The 20085-nt window shown below is 66.9% G+C and carries 16 protein-coding genes; 8 read left to right on the forward strand and 8 right to left on the reverse strand.

Annotation, left to right across the window (positions count from 1 at the left end; all coding sequences use genetic code 11):
* Window positions 1–26: 26 nt before the first annotated feature.
* Genes crtA through bchO form a run of 4 tightly spaced genes read left to right on the forward strand, consistent with a single transcriptional unit; the run spans window position 27 to window position 4315 of the window.
* The gene (gene crtA / locus Q8M85_RS06625; RefSeq protein WP_371135219.1) at window positions 27–749 is read left to right on the forward strand and encodes a spheroidene monooxygenase; all 723 of its coding nucleotides are present in this window, start codon (window positions 27–29) and stop codon (window positions 747–749) included.
* Window positions 746–1801: a magnesium chelatase ATPase subunit I gene (bchI, locus tag Q8M85_RS06630; protein WP_305541893.1), complete on the forward strand. Its 1056-nt coding sequence runs from the start codon at window positions 746–748 to the stop codon at window positions 1799–1801. Before crtA ends, bchI begins: the two co-directional genes overlap by 4 nt.
* Window positions 1801–3453: a magnesium chelatase subunit D gene (locus tag Q8M85_RS06635; protein ID WP_305541896.1), complete on the forward strand. Its 1653-nt coding sequence runs from the start codon at window positions 1801–1803 to the stop codon at window positions 3451–3453. The genes bchI and Q8M85_RS06635 overlap by 1 nt, the downstream gene beginning before the upstream one ends.
* 1 nt (window position 3454) lies before the next feature.
* The gene (bchO, locus tag Q8M85_RS06640; RefSeq protein WP_305541899.1) at window positions 3455–4315 is read left to right on the forward strand and encodes an alpha/beta fold hydrolase BchO; all 861 of its coding nucleotides are present in this window, start codon (window positions 3455–3457) and stop codon (window positions 4313–4315) included.
* Here the strand turns inward: bchO and idi are convergent.
* From idi to Q8M85_RS06680, 8 genes are all read right to left on the reverse strand, one after another.
* On the reverse strand, window positions 4280–4852 hold the full coding sequence (idi, locus tag Q8M85_RS06645) for an isopentenyl-diphosphate delta-isomerase (protein WP_371135209.1): 573 nt from the start codon (window positions 4850–4852) through the stop codon (window positions 4280–4282). The two genes, bchO and idi, sit on opposite strands and share 36 nt — an antisense overlap.
* The gene (locus Q8M85_RS06650; RefSeq protein ID WP_305541902.1) at window positions 4852–6030 is read right to left on the reverse strand and encodes a geranylgeranyl diphosphate reductase; all 1179 of its coding nucleotides are present in this window, start codon (window positions 6028–6030) and stop codon (window positions 4852–4854) included. Before Q8M85_RS06650 ends, idi begins: the two co-directional genes overlap by 1 nt.
* 2 nt (window positions 6031–6032) lie before the next feature.
* Entirely contained in the window at window positions 6033–7316 is a 1284-nt protein-coding gene (locus Q8M85_RS06655) for a BCD family MFS transporter (protein ID WP_305541905.1), read from the reverse strand.
* Window positions 7313–8212: a chlorophyll synthase ChlG gene (gene chlG, locus Q8M85_RS06660; protein ID WP_305541909.1), complete on the reverse strand. Its 900-nt coding sequence runs from the start codon at window positions 8210–8212 to the stop codon at window positions 7313–7315. The genes Q8M85_RS06655 and chlG overlap by 4 nt, the downstream gene beginning before the upstream one ends.
* A gap of 56 nt (window positions 8213–8268) precedes the next feature.
* Window positions 8269–8841 (reverse strand): bacteriochlorophyll 4-vinyl reductase, encoded by a 573-nt coding sequence (bchJ, locus tag Q8M85_RS06665; protein ID WP_305541911.1) that lies wholly within the window; start codon window positions 8839–8841, stop codon window positions 8269–8271.
* Between the two features lie 16 nt (window positions 8842–8857).
* A complete protein-coding gene (gene bchE, locus Q8M85_RS06670; RefSeq protein ID WP_305541914.1) occupies window positions 8858–10513 on the reverse strand; it encodes a magnesium-protoporphyrin IX monomethyl ester anaerobic oxidative cyclase in 1656 nt (551 codons plus the stop codon).
* Between the two features lie 88 nt (window positions 10514–10601).
* Window positions 10602–11993 (reverse strand): transcriptional regulator PpsR, encoded by a 1392-nt coding sequence (gene ppsR, locus Q8M85_RS06675; protein WP_305541917.1) that lies wholly within the window; start codon window positions 11991–11993, stop codon window positions 10602–10604.
* 17 nt (window positions 11994–12010) lie between these two features.
* Window positions 12011–12847 carry a B12-binding domain-containing protein gene (locus Q8M85_RS06680; protein WP_305541920.1) on the reverse strand — a complete coding sequence of 279 codons (837 nt, stop codon included), beginning with the start codon at window positions 12845–12847 and terminating at the stop codon, window positions 12011–12013.
* A 327-nt stretch (window positions 12848–13174) separates the two neighbouring features.
* Between Q8M85_RS06680 and bchF the strand changes: the two genes are divergently transcribed.
* The 4 genes from bchF to Q8M85_RS06700 are packed head-to-tail and all read left to right on the forward strand — an operon-like array spanning window position 13175 to window position 20079.
* Complete coding sequence (gene bchF, locus Q8M85_RS06685; protein ID WP_305541923.1) at window positions 13175–13684, forward strand: 2-vinyl bacteriochlorophyllide hydratase; 510 nt, start codon at window positions 13175–13177, stop codon at window positions 13682–13684.
* On the forward strand, window positions 13681–14952 hold the full coding sequence (locus Q8M85_RS06690) for a ferredoxin:protochlorophyllide reductase (ATP-dependent) subunit N (RefSeq protein ID WP_305541926.1): 1272 nt from the start codon (window positions 13681–13683) through the stop codon (window positions 14950–14952). The genes bchF and Q8M85_RS06690 overlap by 4 nt, the downstream gene beginning before the upstream one ends.
* Window positions 14949–16505 (forward strand): ferredoxin:protochlorophyllide reductase (ATP-dependent) subunit B, encoded by a 1557-nt coding sequence (bchB, locus tag Q8M85_RS06695; RefSeq protein WP_305541929.1) that lies wholly within the window; start codon window positions 14949–14951, stop codon window positions 16503–16505. The genes Q8M85_RS06690 and bchB overlap by 4 nt, the downstream gene beginning before the upstream one ends.
* Entirely contained in the window at window positions 16495–20079 is a 3585-nt protein-coding gene (locus Q8M85_RS06700; RefSeq protein ID WP_305541932.1) for a magnesium chelatase subunit H, read from the forward strand. The genes bchB and Q8M85_RS06700 overlap by 11 nt, the downstream gene beginning before the upstream one ends.
* Window positions 20080–20085 lie beyond the last annotated feature (6 nt).

Genomic DNA, 20085 nt, shown 5'->3' on the forward strand with positions numbered 1-20085 from the left:
TGAGTCACGGGCCGGAGGATCACACCATTTCCGTTGCCACGCTTAGCCTCTTCCGCTTTGCGACGCCGGCCAGCCGACTTTGGGTGATCGCGCAGATGGCCCTTGCGCGGCCGCGGCGGCTTTGGTCCGGCGCGCGCTTTGTCAAGCTGTGCGGGTCCGGCACGGGTGAGGGTTTCACGCCCAAGCCCAACTGGTCGGTCTGGGCGATCTTCGCCGTCTGGCCGGATGAGGCAAGCGCGCGAGACCATATCGCAACGCACCCGATCATCACCCGCTGGCGCGACCATGCCGCCGAAAGCTGGACCGTCTTCCTTGCCCCCTTCTCTGCTCGAGGCAGCTGGGCCGGCGTCAACCCGCTGACTGGCACCACCGACCCGAATGCGCACGTCGGCCCGATCGCCGCCCTGACCCGCGCCACCGTGAAACCGCATCACGCCCCGGCCTTCTGGAAGCGCGTCCCCGACATTTCGGCCCGCATCGGTGCCGATCCGAACGTCCTCTTCAAGATCGGCATCGGCGAGGTCCCGCTTCTTCACCAGATCACCTTCTCGATCTGGCCCGACGCCGCCCGCATGGCCGAATTCGCCCGCCACATGGGCCCCCACGCCGCCGCCATGCAGGCCGCCCGCGACAACGGCTGGTTCGCCGAAGAACTTTACGCCCGCTTCCACGTCCTTGGCACACAAGGGAAATGGAACGGGGCCGACCCCCTCGCCGGGGCCTGGGATACAGAAAGGCACGCCGCATGACCGCGCTTCACCGCAACCAGACCACGCGGCCGCAACCGGCCTCCGGGGCAAAGCCGCCCTTCCCCTTCACCGCCATCGTCGGCCAGGACGATATGCGCCTTGCGATGACCCTGACCGCCATCGACCCGCTGATCGGCGGAGTCCTCGTGTTCGGCGACCGGGGCACTGGCAAATCGACGGCCGTCCGGGGCCTTGCCGCGCTCCTGCCGCCCATCCGGGCCGTCCGGGCCTGTCCGGTCAACAGCGCCGATCCTGCGCATTGCCCAGACTGGGCCGGCATCACCGACCCCGCCGTGGTCGAAAAACCCACCCCCGTCGTCGACCTGCCGCTGGGCGTGTCAGAGGACCGCGTGACCGGCGCCCTGGATGTCGAACGTGCCATCGCCCAGGGCGTCAAGGCGTTCGAGCCCGGCCTCCTCGCCCGCGCCAACCGGGGCTACCTCTACATCGACGAGGTCAACCTCTTGGAGGACCACATCGTCGACCTCCTCCTCGACGTGGCCCAGTCGGGCGAGAATGTCGTCGAACGCGACGGCCTGTCGATCCGCCACGCCGCCCGCTTCGTCCTCGTCGGCTCCGGCAACCCCGAGGAAGGCGACCTTCGCCCCCAACTCCTCGACCGCTTCGGCCTGTCCGTCGAGGTCCGCTCCCCCCGCGACATCGCCACCCGCGTTGAAGTGGTGCTGCGGCGTGAGGCTTACGAATCCGACCCCTTCGCCTTTGCCGCGAGCTACGGCCCCGCCGAGGCCGACCTCCGCGCCACGATCCTTGCCGCCCGCGCCGCCCTGCCCAAGGTCCAGACCCCCCGCCCGGTCCTCGAAGACTGCGCCGCCCTTTGCATCGCGCTTGGCTCCGACGGCGTCCGGGGCGAACTGACCCTCCTCCGCGCCGCCCGCGCCCTTGCCGCCAGCGAAGCCGCAGCGCAAGTCACCCGCGACCACCTGCGCCGCATTGCCGCCATGTCCCTCGGCCACCGCCTCCGCCGCGACCCCTTGGACGAAGCCGGAGCCTCTGACCGCGTCGCCCGCGCCGTCTCTGAGACGCTCGCCTGATGACCTGGGCGCGCCTGTCCCTGAGCTTGCGCATCCTTGCCGTCGATCCGGTCGGCCTCGGCGGCCTCTGGCTGCGCTCCCGCGCCGGTCCGGTGCGTGACATCGCCACCACGGCCCTGTCGCAAACCCCCTTCGATCGTCCCCAGCGCCGCCTTTCCGTCAGCATAGACGACCTCGCCCTCTTGGGAGGCCCCGACCCCGTCGCCACCCTCGCCGTAGGCCGCCCTGTCCAGCGCCCGGGCCTCCTGTCCGACCCAGCGCTTCTCATCCTGCCGATGGCGGAAACCGCCCCCGCATCCCTCACCGCCCGCCTCGCGCAGGCGCTGGACCGCGGCCACCACGCCCTCATCGCCCTCGACGAAGCCGCCGAGGATGGCGAGGGCCTCCCCTCCGCCCTCACCGACCGCCTCGGCCTCTTTCTCAGCCTCGAAGGCGAACGCAGCCCCCGCATCCTCCCCAAGCCCATCGGCCGCCGCACCCTCGCCAAGGCCCGCGCCCTCTACCCCCTCGTCACCCTGCCCGACGATTTGACCCAGGCCCTCGCCACCCTCGCCGCCCGCCTTGGCATTGCCTCCACCCGAGCCCTCCTCACCACCCGCCGCGCCGCCCGCGCCATCGCCGCGCTGGACGCCCGCCTCACCGTGACCGAAGACGACCTGATCGCAGCCGCCTCCCTCGGCCTTGCTCACCGCGCCCTGCCTGAAACGGAAGCCCAGCCCGACCAGCCGCCCGAGCCGCCTCCGCCAGACCAACCCGACACCCCGGACGGGCAACCCGAGGAACAGGACCTCCAGTCCCTCGCCGACCTGTTGATCGAGGCCGCGCAGGCCGCCCTCCCCCCCGACATCCTGGCGAAACTCCAGTCCGACCGCGCCAACCGCGCCGCGCGGGGTGCGTCAGGCACCGGGTCATCGAAAGCAGGCAACCGGAGGGGTCGCCCCCTTCCCTCGCGCCCCGGCCGCCCCGATGGCCGCTCGCGCATCGACCTCGTCGCCACCCTCCGACAAGCCGCCCCCTGGCAGGTCCTGCGCAAACGCAGCGACACCCAGAACCGCGCGCTGATCGTCCACCGCTCCGACTTCCGCCTGAAGCGCTTCAAAGAGGTCTCCGACCGCGTCCTGATCTTCATCGTCGACGCCTCCGGCTCCTCGGCCATGGCCCGCCTCGGTGAAGCCAAAGGCGCTGTCGAACTCATGCTTGCCCAGGCCTACAGCCGCCGCGACCACGTCGCGCTCATCGTCATGCGCGGCACCGTAGCGGAACTGATCCTCCCCCCCACCCGCAGCCTGACCACGACCAAGGCCCGCCTGCGTGGCCTGCCCGGCGGCGGCGGCACCCCCCTCGCCTCGGGCCTCGCCACGGCCCTCGACACCGCCCTTCGCGCAAGGCGCCAAGGCATGACCCCCAGCCTCGCCCTCCTCACCGACGGCCGCGCCAACATCGCGCTTTCGGGCCAGCCCGACCGCGCCCAGGCGCAAGCCGATGCCGAGCAGATCGCGACAGCCATCCGCGCCGCCGGCATCGCCGCCGTCACGCTGGATGTCGCCAACCGCCCGCAACCGGCCCTCGCCCAGCTTTCCGCCCTGATGAACAGCCGCTACGTCCCCCTCCCCCGCGCCGACGCCCGGGCGATTGCCGCAACGCTGGCCTGACATGACCCCCGCCGCCCTGCCCGCCGACTGGCCCTTCAAGGCCCAATCCAGCCTGATCGCCACGGGCCGCCAGCGGTTCTGGGTGACAGACACTGGCCCGAAAGACGCGCCAACCCTCCTCCTCCTCCACGGGACCGGAGCCTCCACCCACAGCTTCCGCCGCACCATCCCCGGCCTGTCGCAACACTACCGGGTCATCACCCCCGACCTCCCCGGCCACGGCTGCTCTGCCAAAGGCTTCGCCGGCCGCCTCGGCCTCGACGCGATGGCCAAAGACCTCTGGACGCTCTGCGACACGCTGAACATCCAGCCCCAAGCGATCATCGGCCACTCCGCCGGGGCCGCCATCGGCCTGCGCATGGCCGAGCTTCGCCCCATCCCACAGGTCATCGGCCTCAACGCCGCATTGGGAGAATTCGACGGCGCCGCCGCCTTCCTCTTTCCCATCATCGCCAAAGGCCTTGCGACCCTGCCCTTCGCCTCCTCGGCCATCACGACATTCTTCGGCCGCCCCGGCACGGTAGAGCGTATCCTGACCGGCACCGGCTCTCCGCTCGACCCGCAAGGCCGCGCGCAATACCTGAAGCTCGTCCGCGACCCGGATCACATCACCGGGGCGCTTGGAATGATGGCCGACTGGAAGCTGCAAGGCCTCTTGAACCGCCTGCCGCAGACGCAAACAAAAGTCACCCTGATCGCCTCAGAAGGGGACCGCGCCGTCCCGCCGCAAGTCTCGATCGACGCCGCCAAACGCATCCCGGGTGCAAAACTGCACCTTCTGCCGAAACTCGGCCATCTTGCGCATGAAGAAACGGAGGACGGGCTCTCAGCCCTGATCCTGGACAGCCTCGGCCAGGCTTGAGGCCGCAAAGATCATCGCCGCGTGCTTTTCCAGATAGATCCGCAGCCAGGGCGTGAACGCCTCCGGCTTCGCCGCAATCTCGGCCCGCAAGGCGTCCAGCGACACCCAGCGCACCGCCTGCACCTCGTCGGGGTCCAGGTCCAGGTCCAAGGGCCAGCCAGCCTCGCCCACAAAAACCTCGACCACCTCGTGCTCGATCAGCGGCTCGCGCACCCCCGGCACCTCGGCGCGGTATTCCACCTGCCCGACATGCCGCAGCGCCAGACCGTCGATCCCCAACTCCTGCCCCAACCGCCGCACAGCGCAGTCGGCAGCACTCTCTCCCCAGTTCGGATGCGTGCAACAGGTGTTCGCCCAAAGCCCGGGAGTGTGATACTTCCCCGCCGCCCGCTGCTGGATCAAAATCTCCTGCCCGCGCAGCACAAACACCGACACCGCCGGATGCCGCAGCCCCTGCCGGTGAACGGCTAGCTTGCCCACCGGGCGCAGCTCCCCGTCAGGCCCAAAGGCCGGGATCGGCAGGTCTATCGGCTCCATCACGACCATTTTGGACTGACGACTCCCATCAGGTGCATCACATTCTTCACCCCGATCTTCAGATGGGCAAGGGGACGCGCCGCGACAAGCTTCTTGTTCATGTAGGCCTCGAAGGTCAGGCGCTGCACGTCGATGTCGTGGCACAGACTCACGAACCGCTCGCGCCGATCATCGCTGCGATAATACGCGTTCTGCATCGACCGCAAGACCTTGAAGACCGTGCCATGCTCTTTCAGGAACAGCTTCCGCGCCAGCTTCAACTCACTGGCCTTCCCCGACCGCAGGAACGCCTGAGCCGCCGTCGCAGCCGCCCGCCCGCCCGCCATCGCGTAGAATATCCCCTCGCCCGAGGACGGAGCAACCACCCCCGCCGCATCGCCAGCCAGCACCACATCCCGCCCATTGTCCCAACGGTCCAGCGGCTTCAACGGGATCGGAGCCCCCTCGCGCCGGATCGTCTCGCAATCGGTCAGCCCCGACATCGCCCGCAGGTCCGCCGTGGCCTTCTTCAGGTCCACCGCGCCGTCTTCGGTCCCCATGCCCACCGACGCCGTGTCGCCATGCGGGAAGACCCAGCCGTAGAAGTCCGGGCTGATCTGACCGTCATAGATCACATCGCAGCGCACCGGGTCATACCCGCTGTTCGCCGCCGGGGCCTTGATGATCTCGTGATACGCAATGACGTAAGGAATCTTGTCGCCGCCCGGCACTTCCGCCCGCGCGACCCCAGACTTCGCCCCATCCGCGCCGATCACGACGCGGGTCCGCGACCGCTGCTCCTGCCCCGACGCCTTCTCGCGCCAGACGACATGGGTGCCCTTCGCATCCCGCTCCACCCGCAGGAAGGTCCCGGTCAGCCGTTCCGCCCCGACCATCCGCGCACGGTCGCGAAGGAACTCGTCGAAATCCAGCCGCTGGACCATGCCGACATAGCCGCCCTCGATATGGATATCCACCGCCCGCCCCGTGGGCGAGATCATCCGCGCCGTCTTGATCTTGGCCACGACCAGATGGTCGGGAATGTCGAAATCCTGGATCAGCCGTGGCGGGATCGCGCCCCCGCAGGGCTTGATCCGGCCATCGCGGTCCAGAAGGGCCACCTTGTAGCCCGCCCGCGCCAGATCCTCCGCTGCCGTCGCGCCCGAAGGCCCACCGCCCACAACGAATGCGTCATACATGGTCATTCTCCCGGAACCAGCCGCGTCGAGGCGCGAAGACGGCCCCCGTCAATGATCCGCCAGGCCATCAGCCCGGCAGCTACGAACAAGAGCGCCTCCAGCGCGAAGGCGATCCCGAAGGCATTTGCCGTGGACCCCGACAGTCGCAGCGCATCGACCAGCGCCGCCCCGGCGAATCCGCCCAACCCCTGAGCTATCGCCTGAGACGCGCCCCAGACGCCCATCCGCGTCCCCTCGCGTCCCGCACGGCCCTGCCCGGCCAACTGCATCATCGCCCCGATGGACGCGATGGCGAACATGCCCGAGAACACACCCAGCAGCGCCACCGCAGGCGTCAGTAGCCCGATCTGCATCTGCCCCAGCGCGGCAATCACCGCCAGCATGAAGGCCGACCCCAGGCATCCGCCGGTAACCCAGGCTCGCAAGGACCCGATCTTCAGGCCCGAAACCGCGATGCCCACAGCCAGCATGCCCACGAACATCCCGCCATGCTGCGCGCCCGACAGGCTGGTGGACGCGCCCGGAGAATAAGCGAAGACCAGCCCCGCATAGGGCTCCAGGATCAGCTCCTGCAGGAAAAACGCGGTCATCGACAGGAAGATGAACAGGGTAAACACCCGCGTCCGCTTCTCCGCCCAGACCTCGGCCAGCCCTTGCATCAGCGGCGTCTCATCCGGCAACCGCGCCGGGATCACCCGCCGCTCGATCCCCCAGATCGCCGCCGCCGTCAGCAGCACGGCACCGACGGTCACGACGCCGACAATCGCCATCAGCCGGGCCGGAGAATACGGGTCCAGCATCGCCCCGATCACGCCAGAGGTCACCGCAATCCCGAAGATCATCATCAGCCAGGTGATCGTCGCCGCCGCCGCCCGCCGTTCGGGCGCGCAACCGCTTGCCAGCAGCGCCAGAAGTGAGGTCCCCGAGGCCCCCGCGCCCATCCCGATCAGCACATAGGCCGCGACCGACCCCGCAAGCCCGACCCCATGCCCCGCGATCCCCAGCGCCACCATCCACGACGCTAGCGCCGCCCCGGCGGACAGCACCGCCATCCCCCCGATGATGAACCGCGTCCGGTTGCCCTGCGCGTCCGACAGGAACCCCCAGCTTGGCCTCGTGATCTGCACGAAGGAATGTAGCGCCACCAGCGCCCCCGACAGCATCGCGGGCAAAGCCAGCTCCACCACCATCAGCCGGTTCAGGGTCGAGGTCGTCAGCACCACCACCGCGCCCAAGCACAACTGCACCAGCCCCAGCCGGACGATCTGAAGCCACGAGAGCCTCATGCCATCCCCCTGATTGCAAAAGCGGAAATCATCATGCCCGTGACATACAGCACTACGCCGGTCCCGTTGTACCAGGGTGCCTTGCCCTTCGGATCACGGAACAGCACCCGCATCGCCGCGACCTGCGCGGCCAGCACGGCAAACACCGCCAGCGCATGCCAGGGCTTGCCCCAGATCAGCAGCAGCACCACCACCAGCACCTGCGCCATGCCCATGACCGTGCAGGCGATCTTGGCCGCGACCTCAGGCCCCAGCACCACCGGCAAGGACCGCACGCCATGCTGCCGGTCACCCTCCAGCGCCTTGAAATCGTTCAGCGTCATGATCCCGTGCGCGCCAAAGGCGTAAAGCCCGGCGATCATCACGTTCTCGAACCGCGGCGCCGTGCCCAGCAGCACCGCCGCCCCGGTGAACCAGGGCAGGCCCTCATAGGACAGGCCGACCAGCCCCGGCCCCCACCAGCCCGACCGCTTCAGCCGCACCGGCTCCGCGCTATAGGCCCAGGCCGCAATCACGCCCACCACCGTCGCACCAAAGCCCCAAGGCCCCAGCAGCCAACCCACCGCCAGCGACAGCACCGTCATCGCCAGCGCGATCCACAACCCCCAGCGTCCGGGTATCCGCCCTGACGGAATGGGCCGATGCGGCTCGTTCACCGCATCGACATGCCGGTCGCACCAGTCGTTTGCCGCCTGGCTCATCCCACAGACGATGGGACCGGCCAGCACCATGCCCAGCAGCACCGTCGTCCAGTTCGCGCCCAAGGGCACGCCCGAGGACACCGCGCCACACAGATAGGCCCAGACCGGCGGGAACCAGGTGATCGGCTTGATCAGCGTCAGCATGGCACGGGGTTCCGGCCAGCTTTGCGGGGGTTGGATGAGTGCGTCGCTCATGGTGTCAATTAAACCTGACACTTCCGAGTCTGGCAAGCTTTACATTGCCGCAGGCCTCAGCCTGACACCTCGAACCGGCAGGCCGGGTCGCCACAGGCGCAGCAAGCCACCTCGCGCACCTCCACGCCCGGCCAGACCAACTGCCCATACAGGCGCCGGAACACCGAGACGTGCCAGATGCACTGGGGCGTGTCGGCCCGCCACCCCACCACCAGCGGATTGCGTGCCACCGACAGCATCAAGGGACGCGACGCCTCCATCCCGAACGTCCCGGTTCCGACGAAGGTCCAGGAGTGTTTTGCAATCGCCCTCGTCAGGACCGGCGCTGCCAAGGCCCCCGGCAAAAGCCGCAGCACCGCCTGCGCGGCCCTGGGAATCCGGTGCTCCAGAATGTAATCCCCGGTCGCCAAACCGGCCTCGGCCAACACGCCTTCGGCTTCGGGTGTCAGCCGTCGCAAAGCCTGATGCACCGCCGCGCAGTCAGCTTCCGGCAGCATCCCCGACTCACGCGATGGCCTTGCAACCCCGGCCTCCGCCAGAACGGCGCGGCAAAGGTCCCCCTCCCCGCGCCGCTCCAGCACATCGACCAGTTGCAGGATCGCGTTCGGCCCGATCCGGCCCGCCTGCATTATTCCGCAGCCTCCATTACTCCGCCGGCTCCTGCATCTGCTCGCGCCCGCCGCCACAAGCCATCGGACCCAGATCGGGAGCGGCACGGTCCTTGGCGCGCTCCTGCATCTGCGCCCGGACAGCCTCCTGCCGTTCCTTGTGCTTGCGGCTGCGCTCGGCGGTGGCGTCCCAGTCGGCCATCTGCGCCTCGGCAATCGTCCGGGTCTCGTCGAAATGGAAATCGACCTTTCCCTTGGTCTGCGGCCCCCAATATCCAGCCTTTCCAAGGTCATAGAAGGTGCGCTGCACCCCGGCCTTGAGAAAGGCCTTCAGGCACCCAAGCAGGTACTTCCGCCGGAACCCCGTGCCACGCCACGGATAGTGGAACAGCGCCTTGCGCATGTAGAAGCGGCGATAGTTCTTCATCACGCCGTCCAGAAGCTCGCCCCGGGTCAGGGCAGCGGGCTTCATGATCGGCGTGACGAAATTGTATTTCGAGAAGTCGAAGATCTCGACCTGATCCTTTATCTCCTGGAACAGCGGCGTGAAGGGCCAGGGCGTGTACATCGCCCAGTTGGCAAGGTCGGGCTGCCAGTCCCAGGCCATCTGGAAGGTTTCCTCCAGCGTTTCCATCGTCTCGTTGTCCAACCCCACGATGAACTGCGCCTCGGTGAAAATGTCGGCCTCGCGCAGCAGGCGGATCGCCTCCTTGTTCTGCGCGACAGTGGTTTCCTTGTTGAACATGTCCAGCTTCATCTGCGCCGCCGCCTCGGTGCCCAGACTGATGTGGACCAGCCCCGCCTCGCGGTAGAACTTCAACAGGTCGCGGTCGCGCCAGATGTCGGTGACCCGCGTGTTGATCCCCCATTTGACCCGCTTGTTCAGACCCCGGTCGATCAGCTCCTGGCAGAATTCGACGAACTTCTTCTTGTTGATCGTGGGTTCCTCGTCGGCCAGGATGAAGAACCCCACCCCATGCTGATCGACCAGCCGCTCGATCTCGTCCGCCACCTTCTTCGGGTCCCGCACGCGATAATCCCGCCAGAACTTCCATTGCGAACAGAACGAACAGGTGAACGGACATCCACGCGCCATGTTCGGGATCGCGACCTTCACGCCCAGCGGCACGTAGATATAGCTGTCCCAGTCCAGGATCGACCAATCCGGGTCAATGCCGTCCAGGTCCTTGACCGTGCTGGCCGCCTGCGTCGCCACGATCTCCTCGCCGTCGGTGAAGGCCAAGCCCTTGATCTTGCGCTTGTCCGCAGGCCAGCGACCGTCGCGCACCGCCTCGGCCAGCGCCACCATGATCTCTTCGCCCTCGCCGCGGACGATCACGTCCACCCAAGGAGCTTCCGACAGCACCTGCCGGTACATGAAGGTCGCATGCACGCCCCCCAAGACCCGCAGCGCGTTCGGCACCACCTCCTGCGCGATCCGCAGAACCTCCTCGGCCTCGTAGATCGACGGGGTGATCGCCGTCACCCCCACGATGTCCGGCTGCAACTCGGCCAGCTTCGTCCGAAGCACCTCTGGCCCCAGGTGATAGGTCATCGCGTCCAGGAAATGGATGTCGTCGAACCCCGCCCGCTTCAGGCTGCCCGCGAGGTAGGCCACCCAGGCCGGAGGCCAGTTGCCCGCGATCTCGGCCCCGCCAGAATGATAATTGGGGTGAATGAAGACGATACGCATGAGAACCCCTTCCGTGCCAAGGCACCCGTCACCAGCGACGGTGTCAACCTAGATTGACAGATTGGAAGGGGGGCCGACTTGACCTGGATCAAGCCTGCGGAGTGTCGGTTTCCTTGTTCAGGATACCGAACTTGCGCAGCTTCACATACAGCGACTGGCGCGACAGGCTCAGAAGCTCGGCCGCAGCCGCGCGGTTGTTGCCTGACATCTCCAGAGCCGCCTCGATGCACATCTTTTCGATGATCTCGGTCGTCTCGTCGACGATCTCTTTCAAAGTCGAATAACCGACCAGTCGCATCACATTGCGCAGGCCCTCGTTCTCGGTCCCAGTGGCGGGCCAGACTATGCGGTCGGTCACCACCGAATCCCGCGCGACAATGCCGATGATCTGCTTGCCGTTGTCCTGGAACAAAGTCGCCGACAATTCGACCGAGACCTCGCCCATGTAATCCGTGTTCAGCCGGGTCCGGTAGTGCCGCAGGTGGCCCACGCGCTTGACGTTGTCCAGTAGCACCTTCAAGTCCACCGCGCCCCGCGACAGGAAATCGGAAAACGCCCGATCGATCACGACCGAGGTGCTGTGGCTGTCCGTGATGTGCAGAAAGGATTCGTTCGCGGCCTTGATCACACCATTCCCATCCAGGAAGACGACGGCATCCGTCCCCTTCTCGAACAGGTTCTGCATCATCAGGCTGCGGTCGCTTTCGCGGGACTGGGCGCTTTCCGACAGCCCGATCCGGCACAGCAGCAGCCGATCGCGTGAGGCGCGGAACATCTTCGCGCTGACCTTCACCCGCTGCGAGGTGCGGCGGACGTTCAGGTCGACAACTTCTCCGTCATCATTCGTCGCATTGCGGGCAAGTGTCTCGATCAGCTCGCCGCGACGGCGGCCATCGAATTCCTGTGCGATCGGCGAATTCAACAGGTCGTTGCGCTGTGCCCCCAGCAGCCGCGCGGCCGAGCTGTTCAGGTCGACGATCCGGCCCGTCGTCTCCGAGACGATCAGCAGCGGGAACGAGTTTTCTTCCATCAGCACGCGATACCGGGTCTCCAGCTCGCGCTGCGCCTCATGGTCTCGGCCGATGGCGCGATGCGCCTGGACCAGCTGCTGCTGCACCTCGGCCAGCGGGCGCAGATCGCGGCCCAGCATCAAAAGCGTCTCGGTCCCTGGCAGTCGGCGCAGGATATATCGGACCGGAAACTCGTATTGCACAGGCCCGGCATGGTTCAGCTCCAGCGCCGATCCGGTATCTGGTCCGGCAAGGCGGGCAGAGAGCTTGGCCCAGCTTTCCTCGGCGAACAAGGACTGCAAGTCCCGACCTTCCCAGCCTGCGACCATTGCGGCCAGGCCGGACTGCGGGGCGGCCAGCACCCGTTCGACCAAACGTTCCGGCGTCACCACCAAAGTCAGGTCCGATCCGGCGCTTACCAGATCCAGGACCACATTTCGTGCGGCCGGATCGGTTGGCAGAACCGCCATAGAGTGCCCGTCATTGGTCAACTCCCGTCCCCTTTCAACAAAGACCGGACGATGCTGCTTTGGCTTCTTTTCCGGTCCCGATCAAGCTGGCGTCCTCCGCGACACGCTTCATACTCTGAGATAAGAGCGGAAACATGGCGCAAGACTCGGTCCGCGCCGGTTTCACTTAGAAGAAGCGAATCTTCCACAGGAATGGCCCCGCCAACAAAGATGCACATTTCGTCATTCCGCGAGAGCAGGCGCAAAGTCCGCACCAGCCCAACCGCAGACTCCAGTGCCGCGGTGCAGCCAAGGGAAACCAACGCCAGGTCAAAGCGGTTCCCCGACATCAGATGCGTCAGTTCCCGGGACAGCGGCGCCACCCGGACCATCGCGGTGAACCCCGAAAGACGCAGTTCCAGCGCCAGCACCATTGCGCCCAGCGTGTGCTGCTCGGCTTCGGCCACCAGCACCAGCGCCGACGGGCCGGTCACCGGCCGCACCTCTGTCAAAAGCTCATCGACCCGGCGCACCACGGCCTGCAGCTTCTCGGTGCACAGCGTCACGTCGATGAAACTGACTTCGTCGGAGGCCCACCCGGCCCCCAGAGACCGCGCCGCTGCCGGCACGTAAAGGCAGGCGACCGCAGCCGGATCGATCTGGCGGGCCATCATCTCGGCCAGCAGGACGGCAGGATCGATCGAGCGGGCCTCTCGCAATATCCGCAAGAAGTGGTCAAGATGGTCCTGCGCTACCACGGCGCCTTCCTGGTCGCGAACCGAAACCAACCGACCCAACGCCTCCTTCGCAAGCCCAGCAAACCAATCAAGGCCAATCTGGCCGCCTTGGGCTTCCGGTATCCCATTGTCACGCATCGGCGACCCTCCTTGGGTCCTACCGCAGATGCCGGGGCACGATAGCACTGTGTGTGTGCATTTAAAAGCCGTCGACTCGCTGTCCCCATGACACCCCAAAGCGCACGACATGTCCACTTAAATTGACACTTTACTTCAATACGTGCGGGCGAAACCGGTTAATCATATGACTTTGAATGATAAAAAGTCGCTCTGCCTGCACACTGACGGTGTGATCTCGGGGAGCGTTGGCGACCGAAATATCAGCGGAATGTGTAAATCTACATTGACAGACAGTGCTGCCTGACTACTTTGAGTGTCAACGCGGCTTATGCAGAGGCGTAGGGAATGTCCGGTCCGGCCTCACTGAAATCTTCCACACCGCTCTACACGCCCAGCCAGCGCGCCCGTCGGGATGCAACCGTCTGGACCACGGTCCAGGGCGTTCTCGCCCCCCTTCAGTTCCTGGTCTTCGCCATCTCGCTGGTCCTCGTGCTGCGCTACCTGATCACCGGCGACGGATATGCGGCCGCGACGGTTTCGATCCTGCTGAAGACTGCCCTGCTTTATACCATCATGGTCACCGGCGCGATCTGGGAAAAGGTCGTCTTCGGCCGGTATCTTTTCGCCCCCGCCTTCTTCTGGGAAGACGTCGTCAGCTTCGGCGTCATCGCGCTGCACACCCTGTATCTCTATGGCTTGCTTACAGAATCCCTGACGCCGCTTCAGCTGATGGGGATCACGCTTGCGGCCTATGCGGCCTACTTCATCAACGCCACCCAGTTCCTTTTGAAACTCCGCCGCGCCCGCCTTGACAGTGGCCCCGCCGCAGCTCCCGCAGAAGGGCACCCGGCATGAGCCTCGACACCCCCACGACCGGCTGCCTGCACACCCCGGTCCTCCGCGAACGCGGCCAGCGTGAGGTGTTCTGCGGCCTGACCGGGATCATCTGGCTCCACCGCAAGATGCAGGACGCGTTCTTCCTGGTGGTCGGCTCCCGCACCTGCGCCCACCTGCTGCAATCCGCCGCCGGGGTGATGATCTTCGCCGAGCCGCGATTCGGCACCGCGATTCTCGAAGAGAAGGACCTCGCCGGTCTTGCCGACGCGCATACCGAGCTTGAGCGTGAGGTCGAACGCCTCCTCTCCCGCCGCCCCGACATCCGCCAGCTGTTCCTCGTCGGCTCTTGCCCGTCCGAAGTGATCAAGCTTGACCTCTCGCGCACTGCCGAACGCCTGAACGCACGCCACGGCGGCGCGGTCCGGGTCTACAACTACTCCGGCTCGGGGATCGAGACGACCTTCACCCAGGGCGAAGACGCCTGCCTGGCCGCGATGGTCCCCTCGCTTGAGGAAACCGCCGAGGCGAACCTTCTCGTCGTCGGCGCGCTGCCCGATGTGGTCGAAGACCAGTGTCTGTCGCTTCTGACCCAGATGGGCATCAAGAACGTCAGCTTCCTGCCCTCGCGCCGCGCCGCAACGGCACCCAAGGTCGGCCCGAACACCCGCTTCATCCTGACCCAGCCCTTCCTGGCCGACACCGCCCACGCGGTAGAGCGTCGCGGCGGCGAGCGTATCGTGGCCCCCTTCCCCTTCGGCGAGGAAGGCACCACCGACTGGCTCCGCGCCGTTGCCAAGGCCCAGGGCGTGATGCTGGAAACGTTTGAGGCCGTCACCGCCGCCCCCCGCGCCCGCGCCCGCAAGGCCGTCGCCGCCCACGCGGAAACCCTGCGCGACAAGACCCTGTTCATGTTCCCCGACAGCCAGCTTGAAATCCCCCTTGCGCGCTTCCTTGCCCGCGAATGTGGCATGCTCCCGGTCGAGGTCGGAACCCCCTATCTCCACCGCGGCCTGATGGAACCCGAGCTTGCCCTCCTGCCGCAGACCGTCCTTTCCGAAGGCCAGGACGTCGACCTGCAGCTTGACCGCCACGCCGCGCTGAAGCCCGACCTCACCGTCTGCGGCCTTGGCCTTGCGAACCCCTTGGAAGCCGCCGGTTACGCGACCAAGTGGGCGATCGAACTCGTCTTCACGCCGGTCCATTTCTACGAACAGGCAGGCGACCTCGCCGGCCTCTTCTCCCGCCCCCTCCGCCGCCGCGCGATGCTGGCAGGAGGTCAGGCATGAAACTCACCCTCTGGACCTACGAAGGCCCCCCGCATGTCGGCGCGATGCGCGTCGCGACCGGCATGAAGGACGTGCACTACGTCCTGCACGCGCCCCAGGGCGACACATACGCCGACCTCCTCTTCACGATGATCGAGCGCCGCAATCACCGCCCGCCGGTCACCTTCACCACCTTCCAGGCCTCCGACCTTGGCGGCGACACCGCGAACCTTTTCAAGCGTGCCGCGCAAGGCGCCTATGACCGCTTCAAGCCGCAAGCGATGATCGTCGGCGCCTCCTGCACCGCCGAGCTGATCCAGGACGACCCCGGCGGCCTCGCCTCGACCCTTGGCCTGCCGTGCCCCGTCGTGCCGCTGGACCTGCCCAGCTACTCCCGCAAGGAAAACTTCGGCGCGGATGAAACCTTCCACGCACTCGTCCGCGCCCTCGCCCAACCGTGTGAGCGCACCAGGGAAGTCTCCTGCAACATCCTCGGCGCGACCGCCCTCGGCTTCCGCCACCGCGATGACGTGACCGAGATCGCCACCCTCCTGCGCAGCATGGGCATCGCGATTAACGTGGCCGCCCCGCTGGACGCCAGCCCCGAGGACCTGAAACGCCTCCCCGCCGCGCATTTCAACGTCCTGCTCTACCCGGAAACCGGCGAAGGTGCCGCGCGTTGGCTGGAAAAGACCCACGCCCAGCCCTGGACGAAAACCACCCCCATCGGCGCACAAGCCACCCGTGAGTTCATCGCCGAAGTCGCCGCCCTGGCCGGTGTCAGCCCGCAGGTCGACGAAACCAACCTCCGCCAGCCCTGGTGGTCGGCCTCGGTCGACTCGACCTACCTCACCAACAAGCGCGTCTTCATCTTCGGCGACGCCACCCACGCCATGGCCGCCGCCCGCGTCGCCCGCGACGAGATCGGCTTCGAAGTCGTCGGCCTCGGCTGCTACAACCGCGAATTCGCCCGCCCGATGCGCGCCTGCGCCAAGGAATACGGGCTCGAGGCCCTGATCTCCGACGACTACCTCGACGTCGAAGCCGCCATCATCGCCGCCGCCCCGGAACTGATCCTCGGCACGCAGATGGAGCGTCACATCGCCAAGCGCCTCGGCATCGCCTGCGCCGTGATCTCGGCCCCCGTCCACGTCCAGGACTTCCCCGCCCGCTACTCGCCGCAGATGGGCTTTGAAGGTGCCAACGTCCTTTTCGACACCTGGATTCACCCCCTCGTCATGGGCCTCGAAGAACACCTCCTCACCATGTTCCGCGAGGATTTCGAATTCCACGACGCCGCCGGTCCCAGCCACCACGGCGGCAAGGCCACCCCGGCCCCCGTGCAGCAAATCCTCGAACCCACCGCCAACGCTGCCACCCAGATGATCGAGGCCGCCCAGGCCCTCGCCGACGCCCTCCACTGGCTGCCGGATGCCGAGCGGGAACTCAAGAAGATCCCCTTCTTCGTCCGCGCCAAGGCCCGCCGCAACACCGAGAAATACGCCGCAGAAAAAGGCGTCACCCAGATCAGCATCGAGACCCTCTACGAGGCAAAGGCCCATTATGCGCGATGACCGCTACACATCGCCGGACCTTCGGAAAACCGCCCCGGCGGACCTCTACCACTTTGTCATCGTCACCCTCGACGCCCACGCCGCAGGCCCCGCCCAGCGCGTCGCGGGCCGTCTGGCGAAAGACTTCCCCGGCATCGCGATTTCCGTCCACGCCGCCGCCGAATGGGCCGAGAACCCAGCCGCCCTCGCCCGCGCCAAGGCCGATGTCGCCAAGGCCAACATCATCGTCGCGAACCTGATCTTCCTGGAAGAGCACCTGACCCAGATCCTGCCCGACATGCAGGCCCGCCGCGACAGCCTCGACGCCTGCGTTGGCATCATCTCGGACCCGCAGATCGTCAAGCTGACCAAGATGGGCGACCTCGACATGTCGCTTCCCGCCTCGGGCGCGATGGCCTTCCTCAAGAAGCTAAGGGGCAACAAATCCGCCTCCGGCTCCTCGGGCGAAAAGCAGATGGCGATGCTCCGCCGCCTGCCGAAGATCCTGCGCTTCATCCCCGGCAAGGCCCAGGACATGCGCGCCTGGTTCCTGTCGATGCAGTACTGGCTCGGCGGCTCCGACGACAACATCGAAAGCATGGTCCGCTTCCTCGTCAGCCGCTATGCCCCGAACCGCGACTGGAACAAGGTCAAGGCGGCCCTCCCCGTCGACTACCCTGATGTCGGCCTCTACCACCCCGATGTCGCCGCCCGCGTCTTCACCGACGCCTCGCTTCTGCCGAAACCCGATGGCACCACCGCCACCGTCGGCCTTCTGATGCTGCGCTCCTACATCCTCGCCTCGGACACCGCGCATTACGACGCCGTCATCCGCGCGTTTGAGGCCCGCGGCATCGCCTGCGTCCCCGCCTTTGCCGCTGGCCTCGACGGCCGCCCCGCCATCGACGCCTTCATGTCCGATAACCGGATCGACACCCTCGTTTCCCTCACCGGCTTCTCGCTGGTGGGAGGCCCCGCCTACAACGACAGCCCCGCCGCCATCGCCGCCCTGTCCGCGCTGGACGTGCCTTACGTCGCCGCGCATCCCCTGGAATTCCAGACCCTCGGCCAATGGGCCACCACCGAAGGCGGCCTCGGGCCCGTTGAAACCACCATGCTGATCGCCCTGCCGGAGATCGACGGCGCGACCAACCCCACCGTCTTCGCCGGCCGCCACGACGCCAGCGGCTGCACCGGCTGCGCGCACAACTGCCAAGCCCCCGCCGACCACGCCTCCCGCGTGATGGCCCCCTGCCCGGAACGGATCGAGGCACTGGCTGAAAAAGTTTTTCGCCTCTCGACCCTCCGCCGGTCCGACACCGCGAAACGCAAGGTCGCCATCGTCCTTTACGGCTTCCCGCCGAACGCCGGGGCCGTCGGTACCGCCGCCTACCTTGGCGTCTTCGAAAGCCTCCTGAACACGCTCCACGCGATGAAGGCCGACGGCTACGACGTCACCCCGCCTGCCACCGTCGAGGCCCTGCGCGCCGCCGTCCTGCAAGGCAATGCCGCCGCCTTCGGCCAGCCCGCCAACGTCGCCGCCCGCATCCCCGCTTCGGAACTTGTCCGCCGCAGCCGCTGGCTGGCCGAGACCGAGAAAGTCTGGGGCCCCGCCCCTGGCCGCGCCCAATCCAACGGGGCCGACGTCTTCGTCCTTGGCCACCAGTTCGGCAACATCTTCGTCGGCATCCAACCCGTCTTCGGTTACGAAGGCGACCCGATGCGGCTCCTCTTCGAAAAGGGCTTTGCGCCCACCCACGCCTTCACCGCCTTCTACGACTGGATGAAACGCGATTTCGGCGCCGACGTGCTTCTGCATTTCGGCATGCACGGTGCGCTTGAATTCATGCCCGGCAAACAGGCCGGCCTTTCCGGCAAATGCTGGCCCGACCGCCTGATCGCCAACCTGCCGAACGTCTACCTTTACGCCGCGAACAACCCGTCCGAGGCGACCCTCGCCAAGCGCCGGTCGAACGCTGTCACCGTCACCCACCTGACCCCGCCCCTCGCGCAATCCGGCCTCTACAAGGGCCTCGTAGACCTGAAAGACAGCCTCACCCGCTTCCGCGCCCTTGCCCCCGCCGCGCCGGACCGCGAGGACCTCGCCCTCCTGATCTCCGAACAGGCCCGCGCCGTGGACATGGACCCGTCCAACCCCGACGCGCTCTGGCTGAAACTGTTGGAGACGGAAGGCGCCCTCATCACCGACGGCCTCCACGTCCTTGGCCGCCAGATGACCGACGCCCAGCGCGCCGAATACCTCGCGCTCATGCCCGACGACGCCGAGGCCCGCGCCATCGCCGCCGAACACCTCCAGCGGGACGCAGAAATCCCCGCCCTCCTCCGTGCGCTCGGTGGCCGCTTCATCTCCCCCGTCCCCGGTGGAGACCTGATCCGCTCGCCGCAAATCCTGCCCACGGGCCGCAACATCCACGCCTTCGACCCGTTCCGCATGCCCACCGCCTTCGCGCTGGCCGACGGCAAGGCGCAGGCCGACCGTCTGCTGGCGACCCACCCGACGATGCCCCGCACTGTGGCGCTGGTCCTCTGGGGCAGCGACAACATCAAGTCCGACGGCGGCCCCATCGCGCAGGCCCTGTCGCTGATGGGTGCCAAGCCCCGCTTTGACAGCTATGGCCGCCTCGGCGGTGCCGATCTGATCCCGCTGGCCGAGCTTGGCCGCCCAAGGATCGACGTGGTGATGACCCTCTCCGGCATCTTCCGCGACCTCCTGCCCCTGCAAACCCGGATGCTCGCCGAAGCCGCCCTCAAGGCCGCCACCGCCGACGAACCCGAAGCCCTCAACTTCATCCGCGCCCACGCCCTGCGCTACGCGGCTGAGATGAACACCGACATGGAAACCGCCGCCCTCCGCGTGTTCTCCAACGCCGAAGGCGCTTACGGGTCCAACGTAAACATCCTCGTCGACAGCTCTGCCTTCGGCGACGAAGACGAACTCGCCGACGCCTATGAAAACCGCAAAAGCTTCGCCTACGGCGTCACCGGCAAGGCCACCGGCAACCCGGCGCTCCTGCAAAAGGCGCTGAAAGACGTCGACCTCGCCTACCAGAACCTCGAATCCGTCGAGCTGGGCGTCACCTCGGTCGACCACTACTTCGACACCCTCGGCGGCATCGCCCGCGCCGTGAAACGCGCGCGCGGCGGCCAGGACACCCCGGTCTACATCGGCGACCAGACGCGCGGCGGCGGCACCGTCCGCACGCTTTCGGACCAGATCGCGCTGGAAAGCCGCTCCCGCACCCTGAATCCCAAGTTCTACGAAGGCCTCCTCCGCCACGGGGCCGAGGGCGTGCGCCTGATCGAATCCCACGTCTCCAACACCTTCGGCTGGTCCGCCACCACCGGCAAAGTGGAACCTTGGGTCTACCAGCGCCTCACTGAGACCTTCGTCACGGATGAGGCGATGCGCCGCCGCCTTGCCGCCCTGAACCCCGAAGCCTCCTCCCGCATGGCCCAGCGCCTGCTTGAGGCTTCCGACCGCGCCTATTGGACACCCGATCCCGCCACCCTCGCCGCGCTGCAAAACGCCGCCGACGAACTTGAGGATCGCCTGGAAGGGATCGCCGCAGAATGACACCTT

The organism is Tabrizicola sp., assembly GCF_030694085.1.
Lineage (GTDB): Bacteria > Pseudomonadota > Alphaproteobacteria > Rhodobacterales > Rhodobacteraceae > Tabrizicola.

Bases quoted from the DNA above. Each gene is read 5' to 3' on its own strand.
- bchI (WP_305541893.1), top strand. From the start codon at position 746: ATGACCGCGCTTCACCGCAACCAGACCACGCGGCCGCAACCGGCCTCC.
- Q8M85_RS06700 (WP_305541932.1), top strand. From the start codon at position 16,495: ATGCGCGATGACCGCTACACATCGCCGGACCTTCGGAAAACCGCCCCG.
- chlG (WP_305541909.1), bottom strand. From the start codon at position 8,212: ATGAGCGACGCACTCATCCAACCCCCGCAAAGCTGGCCGGAACCCCGT.
- Q8M85_RS06655 (WP_305541905.1), bottom strand. From the start codon at position 7,316: ATGAGGCTCTCGTGGCTTCAGATCGTCCGGCTGGGGCTGGTGCAGTTG.
- bchE (WP_305541914.1), bottom strand. From the start codon at position 10,513: ATGCGTATCGTCTTCATTCACCCCAATTATCATTCTGGCGGGGCCGAG.
- Q8M85_RS06690 (WP_305541926.1), top strand. From the start codon at position 13,681: ATGAGCCTCGACACCCCCACGACCGGCTGCCTGCACACCCCGGTCCTC.
- Q8M85_RS06680 (WP_305541920.1), bottom strand. From the start codon at position 12,847: ATGCGTGACAATGGGATACCGGAAGCCCAAGGCGGCCAGATTGGCCTT.
- bchO (WP_305541899.1), top strand. From the start codon at position 3,455: ATGACCCCCGCCGCCCTGCCCGCCGACTGGCCCTTCAAGGCCCAATCC.
- Q8M85_RS06635 (WP_305541896.1), top strand. From the start codon at position 1,801: ATGACCTGGGCGCGCCTGTCCCTGAGCTTGCGCATCCTTGCCGTCGAT.
- Q8M85_RS06650 (WP_305541902.1), bottom strand. From the start codon at position 6,030: ATGTATGACGCATTCGTTGTGGGCGGTGGGCCTTCGGGCGCGACGGCA.
- ppsR (WP_305541917.1), bottom strand. From the start codon at position 11,993: ATGGCGGTTCTGCCAACCGATCCGGCCGCACGAAATGTGGTCCTGGAT.
- bchF (WP_305541923.1), top strand. From the start codon at position 13,175: ATGTCCGGTCCGGCCTCACTGAAATCTTCCACACCGCTCTACACGCCC.
- bchJ (WP_305541911.1), bottom strand. From the start codon at position 8,841: ATGCAGGCGGGCCGGATCGGGCCGAACGCGATCCTGCAACTGGTCGAT.
- bchB (WP_305541929.1), top strand. From the start codon at position 14,949: ATGAAACTCACCCTCTGGACCTACGAAGGCCCCCCGCATGTCGGCGCG.
- idi (WP_371135209.1), bottom strand. From the start codon at position 4,852: ATGGAGCCGATAGACCTGCCGATCCCGGCCTTTGGGCCTGACGGGGAG.